19 protein-coding genes are annotated in these 21423 nt (G+C 69.1%); 10 read left to right on the top strand and 9 right to left on the bottom strand.

Translation table 11 applies throughout. The annotated features are described in order from the left end of the window. Nucleotides 1-102 precede the first annotated feature (102 nt). A complete protein-coding gene (locus H570_RS17210) occupies nucleotides 103-2379 on the bottom strand; it encodes a M4 family metallopeptidase (protein WP_169447762.1) in 2277 nt (758 codons plus the stop codon). Between the two features lie 726 nt (nucleotides 2380-3105). Beyond that, nucleotides 3106-3657 carry a putative Fe-S cluster assembly protein SufT gene (gene sufT / locus H570_RS0110410; protein WP_027080678.1) on the bottom strand — a complete coding sequence of 184 codons (552 nt, stop codon included), beginning with the start codon at nucleotides 3655-3657 and terminating at the stop codon, nucleotides 3106-3108. Between the two features lie 188 nt (nucleotides 3658-3845). Between sufT and H570_RS0110415 the strand changes: the two genes are divergently transcribed. Continuing rightward, the gene (locus H570_RS0110415) at nucleotides 3846-4229 is read left to right on the top strand and encodes a hypothetical protein (RefSeq protein ID WP_156899947.1); all 384 of its coding nucleotides are present in this window, start codon (nucleotides 3846-3848) and stop codon (nucleotides 4227-4229) included. A 145-nt stretch (nucleotides 4230-4374) separates the two neighbouring features. Here H570_RS0110415 and H570_RS0110420 read toward each other — a convergent pair whose 3' ends face one another. Then, nucleotides 4375-5793, bottom strand: a complete 1419-nt coding sequence (locus H570_RS0110420; RefSeq protein ID WP_027080680.1) for an NAD(P)(+) transhydrogenase (Re/Si-specific) subunit beta — start codon at nucleotides 5791-5793, stop codon at nucleotides 4375-4377. Next, entirely contained in the window at nucleotides 5790-6101 is a 312-nt protein-coding gene (locus H570_RS0110425; protein WP_027080681.1) for an NAD(P) transhydrogenase subunit alpha part 2, read from the bottom strand. The genes H570_RS0110420 and H570_RS0110425 overlap by 4 nt, the downstream gene beginning before the upstream one ends. Before the next feature lie 260 nt (nucleotides 6102-6361). Between H570_RS0110425 and H570_RS0110430 the strand changes: the two genes are divergently transcribed. From H570_RS0110430 to H570_RS0110440, 3 genes are read left to right on the top strand one after another with little or no spacing between them, the layout of a single operon-like run. Next, entirely contained in the window at nucleotides 6362-6934 is a 573-nt protein-coding gene (locus tag H570_RS0110430) for an RNA polymerase sigma factor (RefSeq protein ID WP_425411561.1), read from the top strand. Continuing rightward, the gene (locus H570_RS0110435; protein ID WP_027080683.1) at nucleotides 6931-7290 is read left to right on the top strand and encodes a hypothetical protein; all 360 of its coding nucleotides are present in this window, start codon (nucleotides 6931-6933) and stop codon (nucleotides 7288-7290) included. Before H570_RS0110430 ends, H570_RS0110435 begins: the two co-directional genes overlap by 4 nt. A gap of 3 nt (nucleotides 7291-7293) precedes the next feature. Then, nucleotides 7294-7725, top strand: coding sequence for a DUF3106 domain-containing protein (locus tag H570_RS0110440; protein ID WP_027080684.1), 432 nt, complete (start codon nucleotides 7294-7296; stop codon nucleotides 7723-7725). Nucleotides 7726-7855: 130 nt separating this feature from the next. Here H570_RS0110440 and H570_RS0110445 read toward each other — a convergent pair whose 3' ends face one another. After that, nucleotides 7856-8953 carry an NAD(P) transhydrogenase subunit alpha gene (locus H570_RS0110445; RefSeq protein ID WP_027080685.1) on the bottom strand — a complete coding sequence of 366 codons (1098 nt, stop codon included), beginning with the start codon at nucleotides 8951-8953 and terminating at the stop codon, nucleotides 7856-7858. Between the two features lie 112 nt (nucleotides 8954-9065). After that, nucleotides 9066-11567, bottom strand: a complete 2502-nt coding sequence (locus H570_RS0110450) for a DUF1631 family protein (RefSeq protein WP_027080686.1) — start codon at nucleotides 11565-11567, stop codon at nucleotides 9066-9068. A gap of 63 nt (nucleotides 11568-11630) precedes the next feature. On the opposite strand from H570_RS0110450, the gene H570_RS18935 reads away from it, so the two are divergent. The 3 genes from H570_RS18935 to H570_RS0110465 all read left to right on the top strand — a co-directional run bounded on the left by H570_RS18935 (nucleotide 11631) and on the right by H570_RS0110465 (nucleotide 14387). Beyond that, a complete protein-coding gene (locus H570_RS18935; RefSeq protein ID WP_051176306.1) occupies nucleotides 11631-12248 on the top strand; it encodes a nitroreductase family protein in 618 nt (205 codons plus the stop codon). 114 nt (nucleotides 12249-12362) lie between these two features. Next, the gene (locus tag H570_RS0110460) at nucleotides 12363-13268 is read left to right on the top strand and encodes a 5'-3' exonuclease (protein ID WP_051176307.1); all 906 of its coding nucleotides are present in this window, start codon (nucleotides 12363-12365) and stop codon (nucleotides 13266-13268) included. Nucleotides 13269-13829: 561 nt separating this feature from the next. Beyond that, entirely contained in the window at nucleotides 13830-14387 is a 558-nt protein-coding gene (locus tag H570_RS0110465) for an NUDIX hydrolase (protein WP_027080689.1), read from the top strand. 15 nt (nucleotides 14388-14402) lie between these two features. Here the strand turns inward: H570_RS0110465 and pip are convergent, their stop codons facing one another. Together pip and prmC are read right to left on the bottom strand one after the other, a co-directional pair. Continuing rightward, entirely contained in the window at nucleotides 14403-15344 is a 942-nt protein-coding gene (gene pip, locus H570_RS0110470; protein ID WP_027080690.1) for a prolyl aminopeptidase, read from the bottom strand. A 289-nt stretch (nucleotides 15345-15633) separates the two neighbouring features. Beyond that, nucleotides 15634-16485, bottom strand: coding sequence for a peptide chain release factor N(5)-glutamine methyltransferase (prmC, locus tag H570_RS0110480; protein WP_027080691.1), 852 nt, complete (start codon nucleotides 16483-16485; stop codon nucleotides 15634-15636). Nucleotides 16486-16830: 345 nt separating this feature from the next. On the opposite strand from prmC, the gene ahpC reads away from it, so the two are divergent. The 3 genes from ahpC to H570_RS0110495 all read left to right on the top strand — a co-directional run bounded on the left by ahpC (nucleotide 16831) and on the right by H570_RS0110495 (nucleotide 20219). Continuing rightward, entirely contained in the window at nucleotides 16831-17394 is a 564-nt protein-coding gene (gene ahpC / locus H570_RS0110485; protein ID WP_027080692.1) for an alkyl hydroperoxide reductase subunit C, read from the top strand. A gap of 157 nt (nucleotides 17395-17551) precedes the next feature. Continuing rightward, entirely contained in the window at nucleotides 17552-19144 is a 1593-nt protein-coding gene (ahpF, locus tag H570_RS0110490; protein WP_027080693.1) for an alkyl hydroperoxide reductase subunit F, read from the top strand. 121 nt (nucleotides 19145-19265) lie between these two features. Further along, the gene (locus H570_RS0110495; protein ID WP_027080694.1) at nucleotides 19266-20219 is read left to right on the top strand and encodes a LysR substrate-binding domain-containing protein; all 954 of its coding nucleotides are present in this window, start codon (nucleotides 19266-19268) and stop codon (nucleotides 20217-20219) included. 167 nt (nucleotides 20220-20386) lie between these two features. Here the strand turns inward: H570_RS0110495 and H570_RS0110500 are convergent, their stop codons facing one another. Then, nucleotides 20387-21307 (bottom strand): DMT family transporter, encoded by a 921-nt coding sequence (locus H570_RS0110500; protein ID WP_051176308.1) that lies wholly within the window; start codon nucleotides 21305-21307, stop codon nucleotides 20387-20389. Between the last annotated feature and the right edge of the window lie 116 nt (nucleotides 21308-21423).

The raw sequence follows: 21423 nt of genomic DNA on the forward strand, positions 1-21423 counted from the left end.
GGGCCGGACATGCGAACGGGCGGGGGAAGTCCCCGCCCGCCCAGGCATCCCTGCCTCCTCGACGAAGCCGGCCCCGGCCGTCCTGGCCGGGACCGGATGCGATCAGAAGGTCACGCTCCAGCTGTTGAGCACGCCGGTGTCGCCCTTGCCGTTGTCCTTGACGCGCAGGTTCCACACGCCATTGAGGCTTTCACCGGACAGATCGACCGTGTAGGTCTTGTTGATGTTGTTGCTGCTGCCGCCGGTGCGGTTGTGCAGCCTGTAGACGCTGCCGTCCGGCGCGATCAGGTCGACGTTCAGGTCACCGATGTAGGTGTGCGTGATGTCCACCTTCACCTGGGTTTCGGCCAGCCCGGAACCCGTGCGATCAGCCACCGTGACCGGGCTGCGGAACGAACCGCGATCGTAGATCACGAAGTCGTCGCCGTTGGTGTAGGTCTGCACCTCGTCGCCGCCGCCCGGGTCGCCGCCGCCATCGCCGTCATAGTTCGCGACCAGGGAGACGCCGCTGTACGACGAATACGCCTTGACGCGGACGTAGTACGTTCCCGCCGACGGCGCCGCGAACTCGCACACCTCGCTGTTGCCGGCCTTGTACGGGCGGCAGTCGTACACCGTGTCGGTGGCCTCTTCGCCGAACTTCACGTACAGGTCGGCGTCGCCGGTGCCGCCCGAGATGGTGAACGACAGGTTCGCCGCGCCCGCCGGCACTTCGAGCGTGTAGCGCAGCGCGTGTCCCTTGGCGATCTCCATGCCGGTCACCGGCACGCCCTTCTCCAGCGCGACCGGATCCGGGTCGGGCGGCGGGCCGCCGCCGCATTCGACGTCGACGCCGGCAAAGGCCGCGGTCACGTCTGCCTTGGCGTAGCCCAGGTCCTCGGCGGCCGTCTCGACGCCGCACGCGCCGTCATAGAAATTCACGTCCGGGGTCCAGTAGTCGCGGTTGGCACCGGCGAAGGCCAGGAACGCCTTCTGCGTGTCCCAGCCGGCGGTGTGCGCGAGCAGGTAGAACGCCTTGTTGAACACGCCCGACGAGTAATGCACGTTCAGGCCGTCGTAGTAGTCGTTGGCGCTGCCGATCGAGATCCCGTCCAGGGTCGGATCCTCGAAGTAGCGCAGCGCCTCGCCCGGCGCCTTGAAGATCTCGCCGCCGACCAGGAAGTCGTTGCCGCCCTTGAAGTAGAACTCCGCGGCTTCACCGGCGATGTCGGAGAACGATTCGTTGATGCCGCCGGACTGGCCGGAGTACTCCAGGCCCGAGTTCTGCTCGGTGAAGCCGTGCGAGACCTCGTGCGCGAGCACGTCCAGGCCCACCAGCGGATAGAACATGCTGGCGCCGTCGCCAAAGTACATCGTCTGCGTGGCCGGCTCCCAGAACGCGTTCTCGTAGTTGGTGCTGTAGTGCACCTTCAGCGTCACCTTGCCGGTCAACGGCGAGGTCTGCAGGTAGTCGCTGTACATGTCGAACACGACGTGGCCGAAGAAGTGCGCGTCGTTGAGCGGCGAGAACGCACCGTTGATCGCCTTGACCGTGTTGCGCGGGCAGGTATAGCTCCACGGCGTGGATCCGGTCTCCCCATGGTTGAGGTTGATCGTGGTGACCTTGGCGCTGTTCATCGTGCACGTGGTGCCGTTTTCCTCGACGTCGAGGAAACCGAAGTCGGTGCCGTACTCGTACTGGCCGGTCTTCTCGTTGCCGCCGGGGCCGGTGCCGATCTCGGCGTTCTTCAGGTTGTCGAACTGCTTGAGGATGGCGCCGCTGGCGGCGTCGACGATCACCTTCGGGCTGGTCGGCGAGCCGCCCTTCGCGGAATCCGCGAAGAAGGACACTTCCCAGGCCATGTGGGCGCGGTTGTTGTCGTCGACGAAAATGACCTGGCGGGCCTGCTCGCCCTGCACGCGCATGGCGAGCAGGCGGCTGCCGAGCGCGGCGCGCTTGGCGGCGGCAAGCGCCTGCGCGCCGCTGACCTTCGCGGCCACCGCCGGCAGTTCGCTTTCGAGGCCGCCGACCTTGCGGCCGAACAGCGCACGGATCGCGCCGTTGGCGTCCTCGCTGACCACCACGTGCTCGCCGTAGATCGGCACGCCGCGGAAGGTCTGCTGGTAACGGGTGTTGCGCACGCCGTTGCGGGTGGTGCGGGTACTGAGCACTGCCAGCGCGGAATCCTGGCCGAGGCCCAGCATCTCCGCGTGGCGGATGCTGGCCTGCTTGCTGATGCCGATCGCCACGCTGGCCTGCGCGTAGCGCGCATTGATGCTGGAAACATCCTCGTGGTGCAGGTTGGTCCGCGTGGCGGCCTGGGCGGACATCGCCATGCAGGCGAACGCCAGCGGCGTGAGTGTGACGAGCTGTAGGGAACGCTTCTTTGAGTGGATCACGTAAGTGGATCTCCCGATGGTTGGACACGCGACCGGCCGCCTGGCCGGCCCCTCTCTTGCTTTCCAACGACTGCGCACGGCCACCCCCTTCCAGCCGTCGCATCCCTGCTGCTGTCCTGATATCCGGCGCGTGCCGGACGCCCCCGGCGTCTTCGTGGACCCCGTGGCGCGATGGATGCCCATCGCTTCTTCCGCAGCTTCTTGCCGCACGAACCTCCTTCATCGAAGAAGTGGAACCAAGCGCGGGACCGGTTTGGAGAACAGTCCCGCGATACCCCATGGACACAGCATCCGGCTTCGATGCGCGGACTGCCGCTTCAGCCGCAAGCCGTCGGCCAGCCGCGAAAAGAGGGTTCCGCCACCATCGAACACCGCCCCGGACATCCCCCGGAACATGACCCTGTGCGTCCTGATACTGACGAAAAACGGCAACTCAGCGGACGTTCACACTGAAATTGCAGCGAGGAATTGATTGATCTGTGACCAACCTCACGCTCGATGGCGAACCCGCAGCCAGCCCCGGAGCCTGCGGATTGACGTGCGCGGCCGGGTCGCGCGCAGGGACGCGCGCCATCGGGCACGAAGGGAGCGGGCAGCCCGTCAGGACTGCGCAAGTCGCGGATTCCCGCGATCGCGGGCAGTGGCCGGCGCCCGATGGTGCGCATTGGCCGGCGGAAGAATCGAACAACCCAGCGCCCGGGTGGAATCCCGGGCGCCGGACCGGCGCTACAGCATCCCGGTTTCGAGCTTGGCGGCGTCGGACATCATCGCCCGGTTCCACGGCGGGTCGAACACCAGTTCGACGTCGGCCTCGGTGACGGTCGGGATCATTTCCAGCTTGCTGCGCACGTCGTCGACCAGGATGTCGCCCATGCCGCAGCCGGGCGCGGTGAGCGTCATCTTGACTTCCACCAGGCGCTTGCCGTCGTCGCCCTGGGTGACGTTGGCCTCGTAGACCAGCCCCAGGTCGACCACGTTGATCGGGATTTCAGGGTCGAAACACGTGCGCAACTGCTGCCACACCAGCTTTTCCACCGCGTCGTCGCTGGCGTCATCGGGCAGCGACAGCGGCTCGGCCGGCTCCTTGCCGATCGCGTCCCCGTCCGGGCCGGCAATGCGGAACAGGTTGCCCTCGACGAACACCGTGTAGCTGCCGCCGAGCGCCTGGGTGATGTAGCCGACGCTGCCGGCCGGCAGGGTCACGACATCGCCCTGCGGCACCAGGACGGCGGTGCAGTCGCGTTCGAAACGGACGGGTTCGCTGCTGCGGGAATACATGGTCGGTCGTGGGCCTGTGTGGAATGCGGTCCGCAGGGTCGCTTTCGCCGGGAAGGCGTGACAGGCCCAGGACGGTGGCGGCCAGCCGCCGCGCAAGGACGCCATTGTATCGCCGCGCCGACGGTATGCTGTCGGGCTGTCGTCCCACTGGCTGGCCCATGCCCCCACGTACCGGATTCCGCGGCCCCGTGCCCGCACTCGCATTGCTGCTGCTGGGCAGCCTGGGCATTGCCGCGGCGTGGGTGCTGCTGGCCCTCGCCAGCGACCGGCAGCTGGGCTGGTTGGCGGTGGTCGCCGCGCTCGACGTCACCCTGATGCTGCGCCTGGGGCGCATGCGGCCGGGCTGGCCGCGCGCTGCCTGCGCCGTGCTCGGAACCGCGCTTGCGATCGCACTGGCCAACTGGGGCATCGTCGCGGGGCAGGTCGGCAAGTCGATGGCGCTGCTGCCGTGGGAGTCGATGTTCCGGCTCGGCCCGGACTTCATCTGGACCCTGACGCTGCTCGCGAACGGCCCTGTCGAGTTCGCCTGGTGGGGCGCGGCGCTGGTGATCGCAGCGGTCGCTTCGCGCTGAGCACGGGAACACCGCGTCCTGACTCGCGCGACCAGTGCAGCGCCTGCTCGATCCCGGCCCCGGCGTTCGCGCCGAACGCAACCAAACCCCGAATCCGGCACAGCCGCCCCGCCGAAGTTGACAGGGCGTCGGCCGATCCGCCGTCTCAGTGCCCGCCGTCGAGCGCCTTGAGTTCGCTGACCAGCGCGTTGGCCATCTCGGCGCCGTCGCCGTAGAGCATGCGAGTGTTGTCCGCGTAGAACAGCGCGTTCTCGATCCCCGCGAAGCCCGTGCCCTTGCCGCGCTTGATGACGATGGTGTTCTTCGAATCCACCACGTCGAGGATCGGCATGCCGTAGATCGGCGAGGCCGGGTCGGTTTTCGCCACCGGGTTGACCACGTCGTTGGCGCCGATCACCAGCGACACGTCGGTGTTGGCGAACTCGGGGTTGATGTCTTCCATGTCGACGATCAGGTCGTAGGGCACGCCGGCTTCGGCGAGCAGCACGTTCATGTGCCCGGGCATGCGCCCGGCGACGGGATGGATCGCGAACTTCACCTTCACCCCGCGATCCATCAGCTTCTTCGCCAGCTCCCAGATCTTGTGCTGCGCCTGCGCCACGGCCATGCCGTAGCCGGGCACGATCACCACGCGCTCGGCGAACGCCATCATCGCGGCGACGTCCCCGGCCTCGATCGGCTTCTGCGAGCCCGTGATCTCCTGCGCCTCGCCGCCACCGCCGAAGTTCGAGAACAGCACGCTCTTGATCGAGCGGTTCATCGCCTTGGCCATCAGGCGCGTGAGCAGCATGCCGGCCGCGCCGACCATCATGCCGGCAATGATCAGCGCCTCGTTGCCGAGCACGTAGCCTTCGAACGCCACCGCCAGGCCGGTCAGCGCGTTGTACAGCGAGATCACCACCGGCATGTCGGCGCCGCCGATCGGCAGCGTCATCAGCACGCCCAGCGCGAGCGCGGCGATGAAGAACGCGATGATGAACGCCTGTGCGGAGCCAGGCACGCCGAGCGAATGCACGACGATGCCGCCCAGTATCACCGTCGCGATCGCGACCGCGGCGTTGAACAGCTGCTGCCCCGGGAACGTATAGCGCTTGTCCATGCGCCCGTCGAGCTTGGCCCAGGCGATGACCGAACCCGACAGCGACACCGAGCCGATCAGCGCGCCGAGCACGCCAAGCACCAGCGTGGTCTTCGACGGCGCCGCGCCGACGCCGGCGAAGCGCAGCAGCTCGACCGCGCCGATCGCAGCGGCCGAACCGCCGCCCATGCCGTTGAACAGCGCCACCATCTGCGGCATGTCGGTGATCGCCACCTTCTTGCCCCAGAACCAGGTCAGCGCGATGCCGATCACGGTCGCGGCGACGATCAACCCGAGGTTGTGCAGGCCCGGCACGAACAGGGTCGCCACCGTGGCGATCACCATGCCCAGCCCGGCCCAGCGGATGCCGCTGCGCGCGGTGAGCGGCGAGGCCATGCGCTGCAGGCCCAGCAGGAACAGCGTCGCGGCGACCAGATAGCTGGCCTTGACGACCAGCAGCAGCACTTCCGGCAGCGTCCAGCTCACGAGTTTGCCTCCGGCTGCGCGGCCGGCTTCTTGCTGGACTTGAACATGTCGAGCATCCGCTCGGTGACCACGTAGCCGCCCGCGGCGTTGCCCGCTCCGAGCAGCACCGCGACGAATCCGATCACCTTTTCCAGCGGCGTGTCGGCGTGGCCGAGCACGACCATGGCGCCGATCAGGACGATGCCGTGGATGAAATTGCTGCCCGACATCAGCGGCGTGTGCAGGATCACCGGCACCCGCGCGATGATCACGTTGCCGGCGATCGCCGCCAGCATGAAGATGTACAGCGCCACGAAACCGTCTTCCATCGCCGCTCTCCCCATCCCAGTTGCCCGCATCATAACCGGCCGGCCGCGGGCCGCAGGTTCCCGTCGAAGCTTGCCGGCCGGTGCTGTCAACCCGGCAGGCGGCGGGGCGTTCCCATGGGAGTTTCCACGCCGCGATGCCCGATGACATGCCCGAGGCCACGCTCCACGACCGCCAGCCCCGCTCCGCGCCCCACCGCGCGGCACGTCGGCCCGCGGCCGGGACAGCCGCGGTTGCCCGCCCTGCCGCTAAGCTCGGCCTGGTGAGTACCGATGCCAACGCCATCGTCGATCCCGCCGCCGCGGGCGCCGCCGCCGCGCAGGTGGCCGTCACCCTCGACGGCTTCCTGGCCGGCGTGGGCGCACGCGCCTTCCGCTTCGCCGAGGCCGGCCTGCGCCACCGCGAGGACGCGATGGATGCGGTGCAGGAAGCGATGATGAAGATGCTGGCCTACCGCGAGCGCCCGGCGGACGAATGGACGCCGCTGTTCTGGAGCATCCTGCGCAGCCGCATCATCGACGTACAGCGACGGCGCACGTTCCGGCTGGGCTGGCTGGGCAGCAGCGGCCCCGGCGGCGAGGACGCCAGCCTCGACTGGGCCGACGACGGGCCGGATCCGTCGCGCGCGCACGACGGGCGCGAGGCCTACGGCCGGCTGCTGGCGGCGCTGCGCGAACTGCCGCGGCGCCAGCGCGAGGCGTTCACGCTGCGCGTGCTGGAGGAGTTCGATGTCGCCGATACGGCACGGATCATGAAATGCAGCGAGGGTTCGGTGAAAACCCACCTGTCGCGCGCACGCGCGGCGCTGCAACGGCAACTGGAGGATTTCGCATGAACCAAGACAACCGCGACGCACGCTTCGACGCGGCGATGCGGCAGCTGCACGGAGTCGCCACCGAGCGGATTTCCGGGCGCACCCGGCTGCAGCTGCAGCAGCGTGCGCGCACGACTTCGACCGTGCGGCCCGCAGCGCATCGCTTCGGCTGGCCGCTGGCGGCCTCGTTCGCCGCCGCGCTGGCACTGATGGTCGGCCTGCAGCTGCGGCATGATCCGGCGCCGTTGCCGGCACCTCCCGCCGCCGCCAACGTCGTTGCCGACAACAGCGACGACATCGATGCCGTGCTCGACGAGAATCCCGACCTCTACCTGTGGCTGGCATCCAACGATGCCTACGCCCTGGCCATGGAGTAAGCCATGCGAACCTTCACCACACTCGCCCTTGCCCTGCTGCTGCCATGCAGCGCGCTGGCCTCGCCACCGCAAGCCGGCGAGGATGACGCCAGGCCGATGCCGGCATGGGAACAACTCACGCAATCGCAGCGCGACACGCTCATCGCACCGATGCGCGCGCGCTGGAACGACAATCCGGAGAAACGCGCGCGCATGTACGAACACGCCCGGCGCTGGCAGGACATGACGCCCGAACAGCGCGAGCGCGCGCATCGCGGCATGAAGCGCTGGCGCCACATGGATCCGGAACAGCGGGAGCAGGCGCGCGCACTGTTCCAGCAGATGCGCGGCATGTCGCCCGAACAGCGCAAGGAACTGCGCGATCGCTGGCACGGGATGACGCCCGAACAGCGGCGCCAGTGGGTCGAGCAGAACCCGCCGCCGCCAGAGGACTGAGCCGGCGTCCGCGAATCGGCCGGCCTTTTATTCGCTTCTGCAGGAGCAGCTTCAGTCGCGAGCTCTTCCAGGGCGACATCGCCGTTCGAAAAGCTCGCGGCTGAAGCCGCTCCTACAAATAAAGCAGCGGTCAGGCGGCCGGCGGCCCCGGCCAGGCGGTCTTCGCGAGCAGCTCGTCGTTCCAGTCGAAACCCAGCGCGCCGTCCTTGAGCAGCAACGAGACGAAGTTGAAGACGTTGCGCGCGTACATCTCGCTGGCGTGCAGAGCGCCGCTGCTGGCCAGGTTCAGGGGGCCGGCGATGACCACGCCGCCGTGTTCGACGGTCTGCCCGGGTTGCGTCAACTCGCAGTTGCCACCGGTTTCGGCAGCCAGGTCGACGATCACGCTGCCCGGCTTCATCCCGGCCACCATCGTCGCGGAAATGATCTTCGGCGCCGGGCGCCCCGGCACTGCCGCGGTGCAGACGATGACGTCGATGCCCTTGAGGTGTTCGCCCAGCCGGCGCTGCTGCTCGGCGCGTTCCTCGTCGGTGAGTTGGCGCGCATAGCCGCCCTCGCCCGCGGCGCTGACGCCCAGGTCGAGGAACTTGCCGCCGAGCGATTCGATCTGCTCGCGGGTTTCCGGGCGCACGTCGAAGCACTCGACCTGCGCGCCCAGGCGCCGGGCGGTGGCCACCGCCTGCAGGCCGGCGACGCCGGCGCCGACGATCAACACCTTCGACGGCCGGATCGTGCCGGCCGCGGTGGTCAGCATCGGGAAGAACCGCGGCGCCAGCTGCGCGCCGATCAGCACCGCCTTGTAGCCGGCCATGCCGGCCTGGGAGCTGAGGATGTCCATCGCCTGCGCACGGGTGGTGCGCGGCAGGCGTTCGAGCGGGAAAGCCACGATCGCGTTCGCGCGCAGCGCTTCGGCGCGCGCCGGGTCGGCGTCCGGTTGCAGGCTGCCGACCAGGACCGCGCCGCGCTTCAGGCGCGCGATCGCAGCGGGTTCGGGCGGCTGCACGCATAGCGCCACGTCGGCCTGCGCCAATGCGTCGTCGATACCGTCGACAAGCTGCGCGCCGGCTTCGGCATAGGCGGCATCCGGGAAGTGCGCGCCATCGCCCAGCCCGCGTTCGACGCGCACCGTGGCGCCGGCGGCGACCAGCTTCTTGCAGGTTTCCGGGGTGACGGCGACGCGCCGCTCACCGGGCGCGGTCTCGCGCGCGATTCCGATCGTCACTGTCATGCCTGGCTCCGAGGTCCGCTCATTCGCCATCGTAGCGAATCGCCCGGGGTGGCGCGATTGCGCCACTGCAGCGGGGAACGCCGGCGTGCGCCGGCAACCGGGATTGGCAGGGTCAGTTCGCCGCGGATGCCGGTGCCGCCGGCACCTCGTTGAGGCGCTGCCAGAGCTGCTTCATCGCTTCGTCGAACGGCGCGTCCACCGAGCGCACGATCGCCTGGCCGTTGCCGACCAAAACTGCCAGTTCTTCCGGCGACACCACCATCTTGCGTGCACCGCGGCGGTTGACGATCAGCAGCCGCGATGTCAGCGGGCTGATCCAGGCCACGCGTGCCGCGGTTTCGCGCCCCTCCTCGTCAACCAGGCGCAGTCCCTGGCCCGGACGCAGGCGGCGCATGCGCGCGGCGATGGCCGGGTCGAATTCGAGTGCGTCGTGCCCGCCCACCACCCGCAGGATCGGCGGCTTCTGCTCGTCATCGATGGCATCGGCCCCGCCCTCGTCGGCGCGCGGCACGTGCACCTTGCGCGGGGTGTCGGGCAGTCCGAGCGCGGCGATGATGCGCGCCATCGAGTCGCGCGCGCTGCCGGCATCGAGTCCACAGCTGGAGTAGCAGTCCACCAGCGGCGCCTGCAGCGCGAGCAACTGGTCGGCCACCACTGCGCCGCGGGCGTGCGCGGCATCGGTATCGACCTGCACCATCGCGTCGCCCAGCGCGATCGCGGCGTGGTGCCGCGCCGAGTCGGCGCCGTCGCGCAGCCAGGTCTGGGTGAGGTAGTGGCGCCACTGGCCGTCGAGGAAGTTCGCGATTGCCTCGGTCAGCGGCCGATCGGCCACGCGCGACGCCACCAGGCCCTCGGCCGCGCGGCGCGCGTGCTGCAGGCGTTCGCGTCCGTGGATCGCCTCGGCGGTACGCTTTTCGGCCAGTTCGGAGCGCTTGCGCTGCTGGTCGAGCTGGTCGCGCAGTTCGCTGGCGGCCAGCTCGAAGATCGCCTGGTCGTCGTCGTACTCGGCAACCACGCGGTCGACGGCCTGCTCGGCGCGATCGAGCGTCTCGCGGTCCTGCGGTGTGTCGCCGGCATTGCCGTCGCAGGCTTCGGTGAGCGCATCGAGCAGGCGCCGCGCCGGGTGGCTGCGGCGGTTGAACATCGAGTCGTCGGTCAGCGCGACCTTCAGGTAAGGCACCACCAGCTTGCCGTACATGGCGCGGGCACGCTGCATCAGTTCATTGGCCTCGACCAGCGACTGGAACAGGATGCCGACCAGGTCGATCGCATCCTGCTCGTCATTGCTCAGCGCGGTGGCCTCGGGATCGAAGCCGAGCTGGCGGATGCCGTCGAGGATTTCCTCGCGCAGCGCGCCGGCCAGGGCATAGTCGCTCTGGCCGGAAAGCGCGCGCACGAACGGCGCCGGGTCGTCGCCCTGCAGCAGGCGTGCGACGTTCAGCAGGTCCTCGGTGCCCAGCACGTGGTTCGCGGCGTCGGCCGCGGCGTGCTCGGCGGCCTGCCGCGCGGCCTGCTCGTTCGCCTCGGCCTGGCGCGTGCGCCAGGTGCGCAGCTGCTCGCGGACGACGTCGCGGTAGCGCGGCGCGCGACCGGCGAAATCGGGGGCCTGCTGCGACATCGACCCGCCCGCCGCGGCGACCTGCGATGCGAGGGAAGCGCCAATGGGCTGCCCCACCATCGGACCGGCGGCGCCGTAAGCGCCCACGGGCATCATCGGCATCTGCTGCATGGGCATCTGCATCGCCATCGGCCCGGCCATGACCTGTCCCGGCTGTCCGCCGACGCCAGGCTGCATGAACGCGCCTGGCTGCACGAAGCCCTGAGTATGCTCGACCACGCCGCCGTCGGGCACCCACAGTTCGTCTGCGCCGCCCGCATTCGCGCGGCCGCCCGCAGGCGACGATGCCGTTACTCCCCTGCCGGCGTAGCGCTGCTGCTTCGGGCCATTGGCGCCCATCCCGCCGAACCCGGCAGCCTCGAGCGCGGCGTTGGTGCGTTCGTAGATCGCGCCCAGGGCATGCGGCAGGCGTTTTTCGTGCAGCCGGAACACCATCGTGCGCAAGCCGGGGGTCAGGTCATCGCGCTCGAACAGGCTGGTGAACGCCGACACCGCCGCTTCCGGACGCAGCGGGTTGGCGCGCTTGCCCTGCACGCCCAGGGCGTTGGCCAGCGACTGCAGGCGCTCGTCCATCATTTCCAGCGGATGCAGGAACTGGTGGTCGAGCAGCTCGGTGGTCTGCTGCCCGGCGAGATGGATCTCCAGCTCGTCCTCGGACATCAGGCTCAGGGACTTTTCCAGCGTTTGCGGCGGTTTCGGATCCAGCCAGCGGGTGAACTCGCGCTCGATCGCGTCGCGGTAGCGCGTCGCCAGTTCCAGCGCGCGCTGGTGCAGCGCGGTGATCGCCACGCGATCGTCCTGGTTGGCGCTGTAGTCGTGCCCGGCCAGCGCCGCAAGCCGCACCTGCTCTTCGATGCTGCCCCAGAACCCCGACAGGACGCCCGCCATCTCGGTCAGCGCGTGGCGCTTGAAGGTCTCGTAGACGCGCACCGCATCGCTGCCTGCGCGCTGCCGCGTCGGTGTGGCGTGGGGGTCGATGTCGTCGAGTTGCGTCATTTCGGGGGACAATGCGCACGGGCGGAATGCCCGAGCTGAATACGATCCGTTAAGTGGAGCTTCATGTCTGTGACCAAGCCCGCAAATAGCCAAAACAGGCTTTTTTCTGCGCTCGAACCGCTCGATGCGCGCCGTTCGGTTCCGGCCCGGCAGCTCCATGCGCCGGGCCCTGACCATGACACTCTCCTGCGTTTGCTGCAATCGGCTTCGCGCGTCCCCGACCACGGCAGGCGCGTGCCGTTCCGCTTCCTGCGCATCGCCGGCGACGCGCGCCTGGCGCTGGGCGAAGCGCTGGCCGCGATCACTCTGGAACGGGACGCGCAGGCCGGCGCCGGGGCCGTCGACAAGGACCGCCAGCGTTTCAGCCACGCGCCGCTGGTGGTCGCGGTGCTGGCGGTCCTCGATCCCGACGATTCCAAGATCCCCGAACAGGAGCGATTGCTCAGCGCCGGCTGTGCCTGTTTCGCGTTGCTGCAGGCCGCGCAGGCGCTGGGCTTCGGCGCAAACTGGCTGACCGGCTGGCCGGCGTACGACCCGGACGTGCATGCGTTGCTCGGCATGGGCGCGCACGAGCGCGTGGTCGGCTTCGTCCACATCGGCACGCCGGCGGTGGCGGTTCCGGAACGCGATCGACCCGACGCAAGCACCCTGCTCTCGGACTGGGTGGGCGAACCGGCCTAGCCGGCGCGTTGTTCGCGCTGGCAACGCAAGGGAACCCCCGGTCCGACGCTGGGCAAACGTTCCGAAGCCTGCACGGTTGCGGCGGCGGCGGCGGCCTTGTGTTACATCGACCCCATGAAACCCCTCTATCTCGTCGACGCCAGCCTCTACGTGTTCCGCGCCTGGCATTCGATGCCCGACCAGTTCCAGGACGCCGACGGCTGGCCGACCAACGCGGTGCACGGATTCGCCCGCTTCCTGCTCGAACTGCTGGAGCGCGAACGCCCGAAGCACATCGTGGTCGCCTTCGACGAGGCGCTCGACACCTGTTTCCGCAATGCGATCTATCCCGCCTACAAGGCCAACCGCGACCCGGCGCCACCGGAGCTCAAGCGCCAGTTCGCGTACTGCCGCGCGCTGTGCGACGCGCTCGGCCTGGTGTCGCTGTCGCATTCGGACTACGAGGCCGATGACCTGATCGGCACTGCCCTGCACGAAGCGCGCGCGCACGGCCACCGCGGCGTAATCGTCTCGGCCGACAAGGACCTGTCGCAGCTGCTCGGCGAGCACGACGAGCAGTGGGATTTCGGCCGCAACCAGCGCTGGGGCATGGCCGGGGTCAAGGCCCGCCACGGCGTGGAGGCGCGGCAGATCGCCGACTACCTCGCACTGAGCGGCGACGCGGTCGACAACATCCCCGGCGTGCCCGGCATCGGCGCGAAGACCGCGGCGGTGCTGCTGGCCCACTTCGACAGCCTCGACGCGCTGCTTGAACGCATCGACGAGATCGAATTCCTGCGTTTCCGCGGCGCCGCGCAGGCCGGCGCGAAACTGCGCCTGCACCGCGAGCAGGCGCTGCTGTACCGGCAGCTGTCGACGATCGCACTGGATGCGCCGCTGTCCGGCGCCGCGCCGCCGTTCGCCCGCGGCAAGGCCGATGCCCCGACCCTGCTCGCGCTGTGCGAGGCGATGCGCTTCGGGCCGATGACAAGACGGCGGCTGCAAACCGCGGCCGGCGTCGAGTTTTCGCCGGGCGTCTGAGCCAGGCCTGCAGGAGCTGCCTCAGCCGCGAGCTTCTCGAAAGGCCCGTCGACGAACAGAAGCTCGCGGCTGAAGCCGCTCCTACAAGGCGACTTTTAGTCGTGCTGTTGCTGTTGCCGTTGCAGTTGCAGTTGCTGCTGACCTTGATCTTGATCTTCCGGGCCCCCTCCGAAGCGGCGGAGCCGGCGGACAAGACCCGCAGGGCGCCGCACAGGGATGTGCGGCGTTTTCCGCAGGGGCAGGAAGCCCCTTCGGAAAATCCCGCCGGCTCCGCGGACCCGGTGCGCAACACCGGGCGCGCAGGCGGGGTGTGTTTCTTTGGGTCACGTTTCTTTGCACAAGCAAAGAAAGGTGACTCGCGCCGTCACGGCGCGAAAGCTCTTGATCCTGGCGATATCGGCCAAACTGCAGGCGGGTCAAGACCCGCGCTGCAGCCGGCGACGAGAGGCGCATCGGGGGCGTGTCCCCGACCTACGCCGACCATGCAAGCGGGATATTGCACCATTCGCCCCTGCCCGTGATGGCAACCCAGGCCCAACCCCGCCGCGGTAGGATCAGCGGATGAACGACACCACGAAAGAAACCCCCGAACTCCTTTACCAGGGCGAATGGCTGCGCATGGTCAAGCGCGGCCAGTGGGAGTCCTGCGAACGCACCCACGGCAAGGACGGCCTGGCGGTGCTGGTGATCGCGGTGACCCCCGACGACCACGTGCTGTTCGTCGAGCAGTACCGCGTGCCGCTGGGCGCGAAGACGATCGAGATGCCGGCCGGGCTGGTCGGCGACGACGACGCCGGCGACACCCTGGAAAGCGCCGCGCGCCGCGAACTGATCGAGGAAACCGGCTGGGACGCCGGCCGCATCGACGTGCTGCTGGTCGGTCCCACCACCGCCGGCATGAGCAACGAACGCATCGCCTTCGCCCGCGCCCGCGACCTGACGAAGGTGGGCGAAGGCGGCGGCGTTGCCGACGAGGACATCACCGTCCACAGCATCCCGCGCGCGCAGGCGCCGGCCTGGCTGATGCGCAAGTACGCGGAAGGCTATGAGCTCGACCTCAAGCTCTGGGCCGGGCTGTGGATGATCGAGCACAACCCGGACGGCTCGCCTGCGGATTGATCTCGCCCGGGAGCATCAGGCGAAGCCGTCGGTCGCGCGCACGAGCGCGTCGACGTTCTCCGGTTCGAACGCCGAATGGCCGGACGCCGGCGAGATCGAAAGTTCAGCCTTCGGCCACGCCTTGTGCAGGTCCCAGGCGTTCTGGATCGGACAGACCACGTCGTAGCGGCCGTGGACGATGATGCCGGGGATGTCCGCGATCTTCGGTGCGTCGCGCAGCAGCTGGTCATCGACCTCGAAGAAGCCGCCGTTGACGAAGTAGTGGTTCTCGATCCGCGCGAACGCCAGCGCGAAGCGCGCGTCGGCGTGGCTGTCGGCGAAGTCGGGATCGATGTGCAGGAAGCTGGTCGCGCCTTCCCACACGCTCCAGGCGCGCGCGGCGGCCAGGCGCGTGGCTTCGTCGTCGCTGGTCAGGCGGCGGTGGAAGGCCGAGATCAGGTCGTGGCGCTCGACCTCCGGGATCGCCTTGACGTAGTGCTCCCAGGCGTCCGGGAACAGGCGCGACGCGCCCTCCTGGTAGAACCACTCCAGCTCCCAGCGCCGCAGCATGAAGATGCCGCGCAGCACGAGTTCGGTGACGCGCTTCGGATGCGTTTGCGCATAGGCCAGCGCCAGCGTCGAGCCCCAGGAGCCGCCGAACACCTGCCACCTGTCGACACCGAGCTTCACCCGCAGCTTCTCGATGTCCTCGACCAGGTCCCAGGTGGTGTTGTCGACCAGGTCCGCATGCGGGGTTGAACGGCCGCTGCCACGCTGGTCGAACAGCACGATGCGGTACTTCGCCGGGTCGTGGAAACGCCGCATCTTGGCGCTGCAGCCGCCGCCCGGGCCGCCGTGCAGCAGCACCACCGGCTTGCCATCCGGATTGCCGCACTGCTCGTAGTACAGCGTGTGGCGGCTGTCGACTTCGAGCCTGCCGGTGTCGAAGGGTTCGATCTCGGGATAGAGCGTGCGCATGCGTGGAATCCGTCGAAAAAAGCGTGCGCCGAGTCTATCAGTCGCGTCCGCGCGCCTTTCCGATGGCCGGGTCGGAGGCGAAGTGCATCGTGTCGGCGGCGTTGCGCCGGGGCTCGCCGCGCCGGGCCATCCGGCGGACTTCCGTGGACCGCATCCGTGCCCCGGTCAAACCTCCCGGCCCGCCCAGCCATCGGGCGCGGCCCGATGGCGTTCGCCAGGCCGCGAGCCAACGGTTCGCACGCGCTTCGCCCCCTGCCGTCGCATGGAGATGGAGCGAAAGCTCGCGGCGCTAGCGGGACAGGCGATGACGGCCCAGCGTGACGCGATCCCGCTGTTCCAGGTCGCGCTCGGTCGCGACGTCGACGAAGCCGGCACCCGCGAACAGCGCGCGCACGGCGGCGCCCTGCTCCCAGCCGTGTTCGACCAGCAGCCAGCCGCCGTCGTGCAGGTGCGCGGGCGCGGCGGCGACGATGGTGCGGATCGCATCGAGTCCGTCTGTACCCGAGGCCAGTGCGCCGCGCGGCTCGAAGCGCAGGTCGCCCTGCGCCAGGTGCACGTCGCCTTCGGCGATGTACGGCGGATTGCTGGCGATCAGGTCGAAGCGCTCGCCGGACAGCGGCGCCAGCCAGTCGCCGGACCGGAACTCCACGTTGCCGATGCCCAGCGTCGCGGCATTGCCGCGGGCCACGTCCAGCGCCTCGAGGCTGAGATCGACGGCGACCACCTGCGCCTGCGGCCGTTCGCCCGCGACCGCCAGCGCGATTGCGCCGCTGCCCGTGCCGAGGTCGGCCACCCGCGCGGCCGCCTGCTCGGGAATCCGCGCCAGCGCGAGTTCGACCAGCAGTTCGGTCTCCGGGCGCGGGATCAGGGTGTCCGGCGTCACCGCCAGGTCGAAGCGCCAGAAACCGCGCGTTCCCAGCAGGTAGGCGACCGGCTCCCCGGCGGCGCGGCGCGCGACCAGCTGCTCGAAGCGGGCCAGGTCCCGCTCCGGCACCGGTGCCTCGCCGTGCGCATACAGCCAGCTGCGGCTGCGATCCAGGACGTGCGCCAGCAGCAACGCGGCCTCGCCGGCGGCGACGCGGCCCTGCGCGGCGCGCAGGCAGGCGTCGGCAGACACTTCCCGGCCGGCCTGGTCAGTCATGCCGTTTTGCATCGCCGGGTCGACGGAAACGCGGCCGGAGCCACGACATGCCTATCGGAACGGCGTTCATGCGGCCGGGCACGGAAGTGGCGATGGCGCGCCTGCGCGAGTCAATCGTCTTCGGACTGCCATGATTCATTAATTTATTTATGTAAAATCAAAGGTTTATGATTAAAAGGAAGCTGCTGGAAGCCAACAGAAGCGATCAGCGACTCTTTGGCACGATAGCTGAAATCTATCGATAGTATCGATATAATCGATTTTACATATCGATAGGCAACCCCTAACCTGTGCTTCGACGCCGGCAGTCGCCGGCCTTTTCCTGCAACCAACCGAGGAACCCGCATGTCCGTCATCAATACCGAAATCCTGCCGTTCCGCGCCACCGCCTACCAGAATGGCGAGTTCATCGAAGTCACCGACGCCGACCTGAAGGGCAAGTGGTCCGTGGTGGTGTTCTACCCGGCCGACTTCACCTTCGTCTGCCCGACCGAGCTCGAGGACCTGGCCCTCAACCACGACGAGTTCGAGAAGCTCGGCGTGCAGATCTTCAGCGTGTCCACGGATACCCACTTTTCGCACAAGGCGTGGCACGACACCTCTGACGCGATCGGCAAGATCAAGTACGCGATGATCGGCGACCCGACCGGCACCGTCACCAACAACTTCGACGTGATGCGCCCGGGCGTTGGCCTGGCCGACCGCGGCACCTTCATCATCGACCCGCAGGGCGTGATCCAGGCTGTCGAAATCACCGCCGAGGGCATCGGCCGCGACGCCAAGGAGCTGCTGCGCAAGGTCAAGGCCGCGCAGTACGTCGCCGCGCATCCCGGCGAAGTGTGCCCGGCCAAGTGGAAGGAAGGCGAGAAGACCCTGAAGCCGTCGCTGGACCTGGTCGGCAAGATCTAAGCGCCACCACCATTTCCATCCCCGCGCGAGCGGGGGTGGGGATGGACCGGAACCCGTGCATGCCGGCGCGGTTTGCGGTCCACCCCCACGCCGGAAGCGACCTGCCGCGCGCAGGGCGCACGTCACGCCTTTGCCTTGAACACGGAGACTCGAAGCCATGCTCGACGATGACCTGAAGACCCAACTCGCCGCCTACCTGGAGCGCCTGGTGCGCCCGGTGGTGCTGGTCGCCTCGGTCGATGACGGCGACAAGTCGCGCGAACTGCTGGCACTGCTGGAAGACATCCGCGCACTGTCGGACAAGGTCGGCGTCGAGGTGCGCCGCGACGACGGCGAGCGCAAGCCTTCCTTCGCGATCACCTCCCCCGGACACGACATCAGCCTGCGCTTCGCCGGCATCCCGCTCGGCCACGAGTTCACCTCGCTGGTGCTGGCCCTGCTGCAGGTGGGCGGGCATCCGTCCAAGGCCGCGCAGGAGCTGCTGGAACGGGTGCGCGCGCTTGAGGGCGAGTATCGCTTCGAAACCTATTTCTCGCTGTCGTGCCAGAGCTGCCCGGACGTGGTCCAGGCGCTGAACCTGGCCGCGGTGCTGAACCCGAACATCCACCACGTCGCGATCGACGGCGCGCTGTTCCAGGCCGAGGTCGAGGCGCGCGAGGTGATGTCGGTGCCGTCGGTGTTCCTCAACGGCGCGCCGTTCGACCAGGGCCGGATGAGCCTGGAGCAGATCGTCGCGAAGCTCGACACCGGTGCCGCCGCGCGCGACGCCGCCGCCATCGACGGCAAGGACACGTTCGACGTGCTGGTCGTCGGCGGGGGCCCAGCCGGTGCCGCGGCCGCGATCTACGCCGCGCGCAAGGGCATCCGCACCGGCGTGGTGGCCGAGCGCTTCGGCGGCCAGGTGCTGGACACGATGGCGATCGAGAACTTCATCTCCGTGCAGGAGACCGAAGGCCCGAAGCTGGCCGCGCAGATGGAACAGCACGTGCGCCAGTACGACGTCGACATCATGAACCTGCAGCGCGCCAGCGCGCTGGAGCAGGACGACGACGGCATCACCACGGTGAAGCTCGAAAGCGGCGCCTCGCTGCGCGCGCGCAGCGTGGTCCTGTCCACCGGCGCCCGCTGGCGGCAGATGGGCGTGCCCGGCGAGGACCAGTACCGCAACAAGGGCGTGGCCTACTGCCCGCACTGCGACGGCCCGCTGTTCAAGGGCAAGCGGGTGGCGGTGATCGGCGGCGGCAACTCGGGCGTGGAGGCGGCGATCGACCTGGCCGGCCTGGTCGCCCACGTCACCCTGATCGAGTTCGACCACCAGCTGCGCGCCGACGAAGTGCTGCAGCGCAAGCTGCGCAGCCTGCGCAACGTCGACGTCATCACCTCCGGCCAGACCCTGGAAGTGCTGGGCGACGGCAATCGCGTCACCGGGCTGGTGTACCGGGACCGCGTCGCCGGCGACAGCCATCGCATCGAACTGGAGGGCGTGTTCGTGCAGATCGGCCTGCTGCCCAATACCGAGTGGCTCAAGGGCACCGTCAAGCTCTCGCCGCGCGGCGAGATCGAGGTCGACCACGCCGGCCGCACCTCGCTGCCGGGCGTGTTCGCCGCCGGCGATGCGACCACCACGCCTTACAAGCAGATCGTCATCGCGATGGGCGCCGGCGCGACGGCCGCGCTGAGCGCGTTCGACCACCTGATCCGCACCAGCAGCCCGGCGGTGAAGGTGGCGGCAGAGGCCGAAGTCGCCTGACGCGGCCTGCCGGTCCGGGATGCGCTTTGCCCTCCCCCGCGCCGCGAGGGAGTGAAACACGAACGCGCCCGGGGATCCGGGCACCGTCCCGGCAAGGGCGACATGAAGCAGAGGACCTCCCATGAACCTGCGTGACCTCAAGTACTTCGTCGCCCTCGCCGAGCACCTGCACTTCGGCCGCGCCGCCGCCGCCTGCTTCGTCAGCCAGCCCACGCTGTCCACCCAGATCCGCAAGCTGGAGGAGGAACTGGGCGTGCCGCTGGTCGAACGCGCGCCGCGCAAGGTGATGCTGACTCCCGCCGGGCGCGACGTGGCCGCGCGCGCGCGCCGCGTCGTCGCCGACATCGAGCAGATGCGCGAAGCCGCGCGGCGCAGCCAGGACCCCGAGGCGGGCACGGTCACCCTGGGCATCTTCCCGACGCTCGGCCCATACCTGCTGCCGCACGTGGTGCCCGGCATCCGCGCGCGTTTCCCGCAGCTTGAACTGCTGCTGGTCGAGGAAAAGAGCGACGTGCTGCTCTCGCGCCTGCACGAGGGCCGGCTCGACGCCGCGTTGCTCGCGCTGCCGGTACACGACGACCAGCTGCACGTCGAATTCCTGTTCGAGGAGCCGTTCGTGCTTGCCGTGCCGGAAGCCCATGCGCTGGCGCAGCACGATTCGCTGTCGCTGCGCGACCTCGCCAACGAACGCCTGCTGCTGCTCGCCGACGGCCACTGCCTGCGCGAACAGGCGCTCGACGTGTGCCACATGTCGGGTGCCAGCGAGAAGGCCGAGTTCCAGGCCACCAGCCTGGAGACGCTGCGGCAGATGGTCGCGGCGGACGTCGGCGTGACCCTGCTGCCGACGCTCGCGGTGAAGCCGCCGGTCGCACGCTCGGACAACATCCGCCTGGTCCGCTTCCGCGACAACGCGCCAAGCCGGCGGATCGCGATGGTCTGGCGCAGGAGTTCGGCGATGGCCGGTTTCCTGGAACAGCTGTCGGGCGTGTTCCGCCAGCTGCCCGCCGACCTGCTGGTTCCCACCGCCGAAGCCGGGAGCCTGTTCACGCACGCGCCGGGCATCTCGGGCGCCTGAGTCCGCGATCCACGCCGGCACTGGCGGCGATGCCGCGAGGCGGTTCCGGCATGCGCGGGCGTCGTGGGGCAAACGCCTCCACGCTCTGACAGGCGCGGCCTGAGCCGCGATCTTCCGACCCGTGCCGGGCGATGTGCATGAACGCCAGGGCGTTGCCCGGAGTTCCCTCAGACGGGCTGTTCGGGCAGCCGCGAACGGCCCTTCAGGCCGGCGAGGAAAATGCCCGCCAGGCTCAGGCCGAGGCCGAGCCATTCGCGCGGCTGCGTGGCCCGCTCGAACAGCCAGACGTCCAGCACGAACGCCACCACCGGTTGCAGCAGCAACAACAGGCCCACCAGCGCCACCCGCAGGTGCGACATCGCGCGCGAGATCAGTACCCAGCTCAGGCAGTGTCCGACGCCGGCCAGCGCCAGCAGCACCACCAGCGACTTCAGCGACGGGATCGCGAATGCCGCACCTTCCGCCAGCCCGGCCCCGCCGAGGAACGCCGCGCTGACCAGCGCCGCGATCCCCAGCACCTGCGCCACCGGCGCCGAGCGCGCCTGGTCGACGTGCGCTTCGCGCTGCGAGCGGCGCAGGGTGAGGTTGTAGGCCGCGTAGCAGACGCCGGTGCCCAGGCCCAGCCATACGCCCCAGCGGTATTGCGGCGGCAGGGTGGACCAGTTCGACCCGAGCATCAGCCACAGCCCGGCGAAGGCCAGCAGCAGCCCGGCCAGGAAGCGCGGGCCGAGGCGTTCGTGGAAGAACAGCACGCCGGCCAGCGCCATGAAGAACACCTGCGCATTTCCCAGCAGCGTCGCCAGGCCCGGGCCGACCAGCAGGATGCTGCGATGCCACAGCCACAGGTCGGCGGCGAAGAACGCGCCGGTGACCGCGATCCAGCCCCAGGTCCGCGGCGCCAGCGCGTGCCAGCCGCCCGACGCCAGCACCCAGCCGAGCAGCATCGTCCCGGCGAACGCCATGCGCCAGAACGCCGACACCGTCGGCGGCGTGCCGGCCAGTTCCACCATGATCCCGTTGGTGCCGATGATCGCGGCGCCGGCCAGCATCCAGGCCAGCGCCCGGGGTTCGGTCTTCGAATGGGTCATCGACGCGCCTGCATGGCCTCGCCGGAGCGGCGATCGCACATGGTAATGACTCCGGCGGATCCGGCCGTGGCCGTGATCGCTTCCATCGCAAGCCAAGGCACCCCGGGCTGCTCCCG

Origin of the sequence: Luteimonas mephitis DSM 12574, assembly GCF_000422305.1 — a bacterium.
Lineage (GTDB): Bacteria > Pseudomonadota > Gammaproteobacteria > Xanthomonadales > Xanthomonadaceae > Luteimonas > Luteimonas mephitis.

Excerpts from the sequence above, each read along its gene's own strand:
- H570_RS0110465 (WP_027080689.1), top strand. The coding sequence starts at position 13,830 with ATGAACGACACCACGAAAGAAACCCCCGAACTCCTTTACCAGGGCGAA.
- H570_RS0110440 (WP_027080684.1), top strand. The coding sequence starts at position 7,294 with ATGCGAACCTTCACCACACTCGCCCTTGCCCTGCTGCTGCCATGCAGC.
- sufT (WP_027080678.1), bottom strand. The coding sequence starts at position 3,657 with ATGTATTCCCGCAGCAGCGAACCCGTCCGTTTCGAACGCGACTGCACC.
- H570_RS0110450 (WP_027080686.1), bottom strand. The coding sequence starts at position 11,567 with ATGACGCAACTCGACGACATCGACCCCCACGCCACACCGACGCGGCAG.
- ahpC (WP_027080692.1), top strand. The coding sequence starts at position 16,831 with ATGTCCGTCATCAATACCGAAATCCTGCCGTTCCGCGCCACCGCCTAC.
- prmC (WP_027080691.1), bottom strand. The coding sequence starts at position 16,485 with ATGACTGACCAGGCCGGCCGGGAAGTGTCTGCCGACGCCTGCCTGCGC.
- H570_RS0110425 (WP_027080681.1), bottom strand. The coding sequence starts at position 6,101 with ATGGAAGACGGTTTCGTGGCGCTGTACATCTTCATGCTGGCGGCGATC.
- H570_RS0110500 (WP_051176308.1), bottom strand. The coding sequence starts at position 21,307 with ATGACCCATTCGAAGACCGAACCCCGGGCGCTGGCCTGGATGCTGGCC.
- ahpF (WP_027080693.1), top strand. The coding sequence starts at position 17,552 with ATGCTCGACGATGACCTGAAGACCCAACTCGCCGCCTACCTGGAGCGC.
- H570_RS0110495 (WP_027080694.1), top strand. The coding sequence starts at position 19,266 with ATGAACCTGCGTGACCTCAAGTACTTCGTCGCCCTCGCCGAGCACCTG.
- H570_RS0110460 (WP_051176307.1), top strand. The coding sequence starts at position 12,363 with ATGAAACCCCTCTATCTCGTCGACGCCAGCCTCTACGTGTTCCGCGCC.
- H570_RS18935 (WP_051176306.1), top strand. The coding sequence starts at position 11,631 with ATGTCTGTGACCAAGCCCGCAAATAGCCAAAACAGGCTTTTTTCTGCG.
- H570_RS0110435 (WP_027080683.1), top strand. The coding sequence starts at position 6,931 with ATGAACCAAGACAACCGCGACGCACGCTTCGACGCGGCGATGCGGCAG.
- pip (WP_027080690.1), bottom strand. The coding sequence starts at position 15,344 with ATGCGCACGCTCTATCCCGAGATCGAACCCTTCGACACCGGCAGGCTC.
- H570_RS0110445 (WP_027080685.1), bottom strand. The coding sequence starts at position 8,953 with ATGACAGTGACGATCGGAATCGCGCGCGAGACCGCGCCCGGTGAGCGG.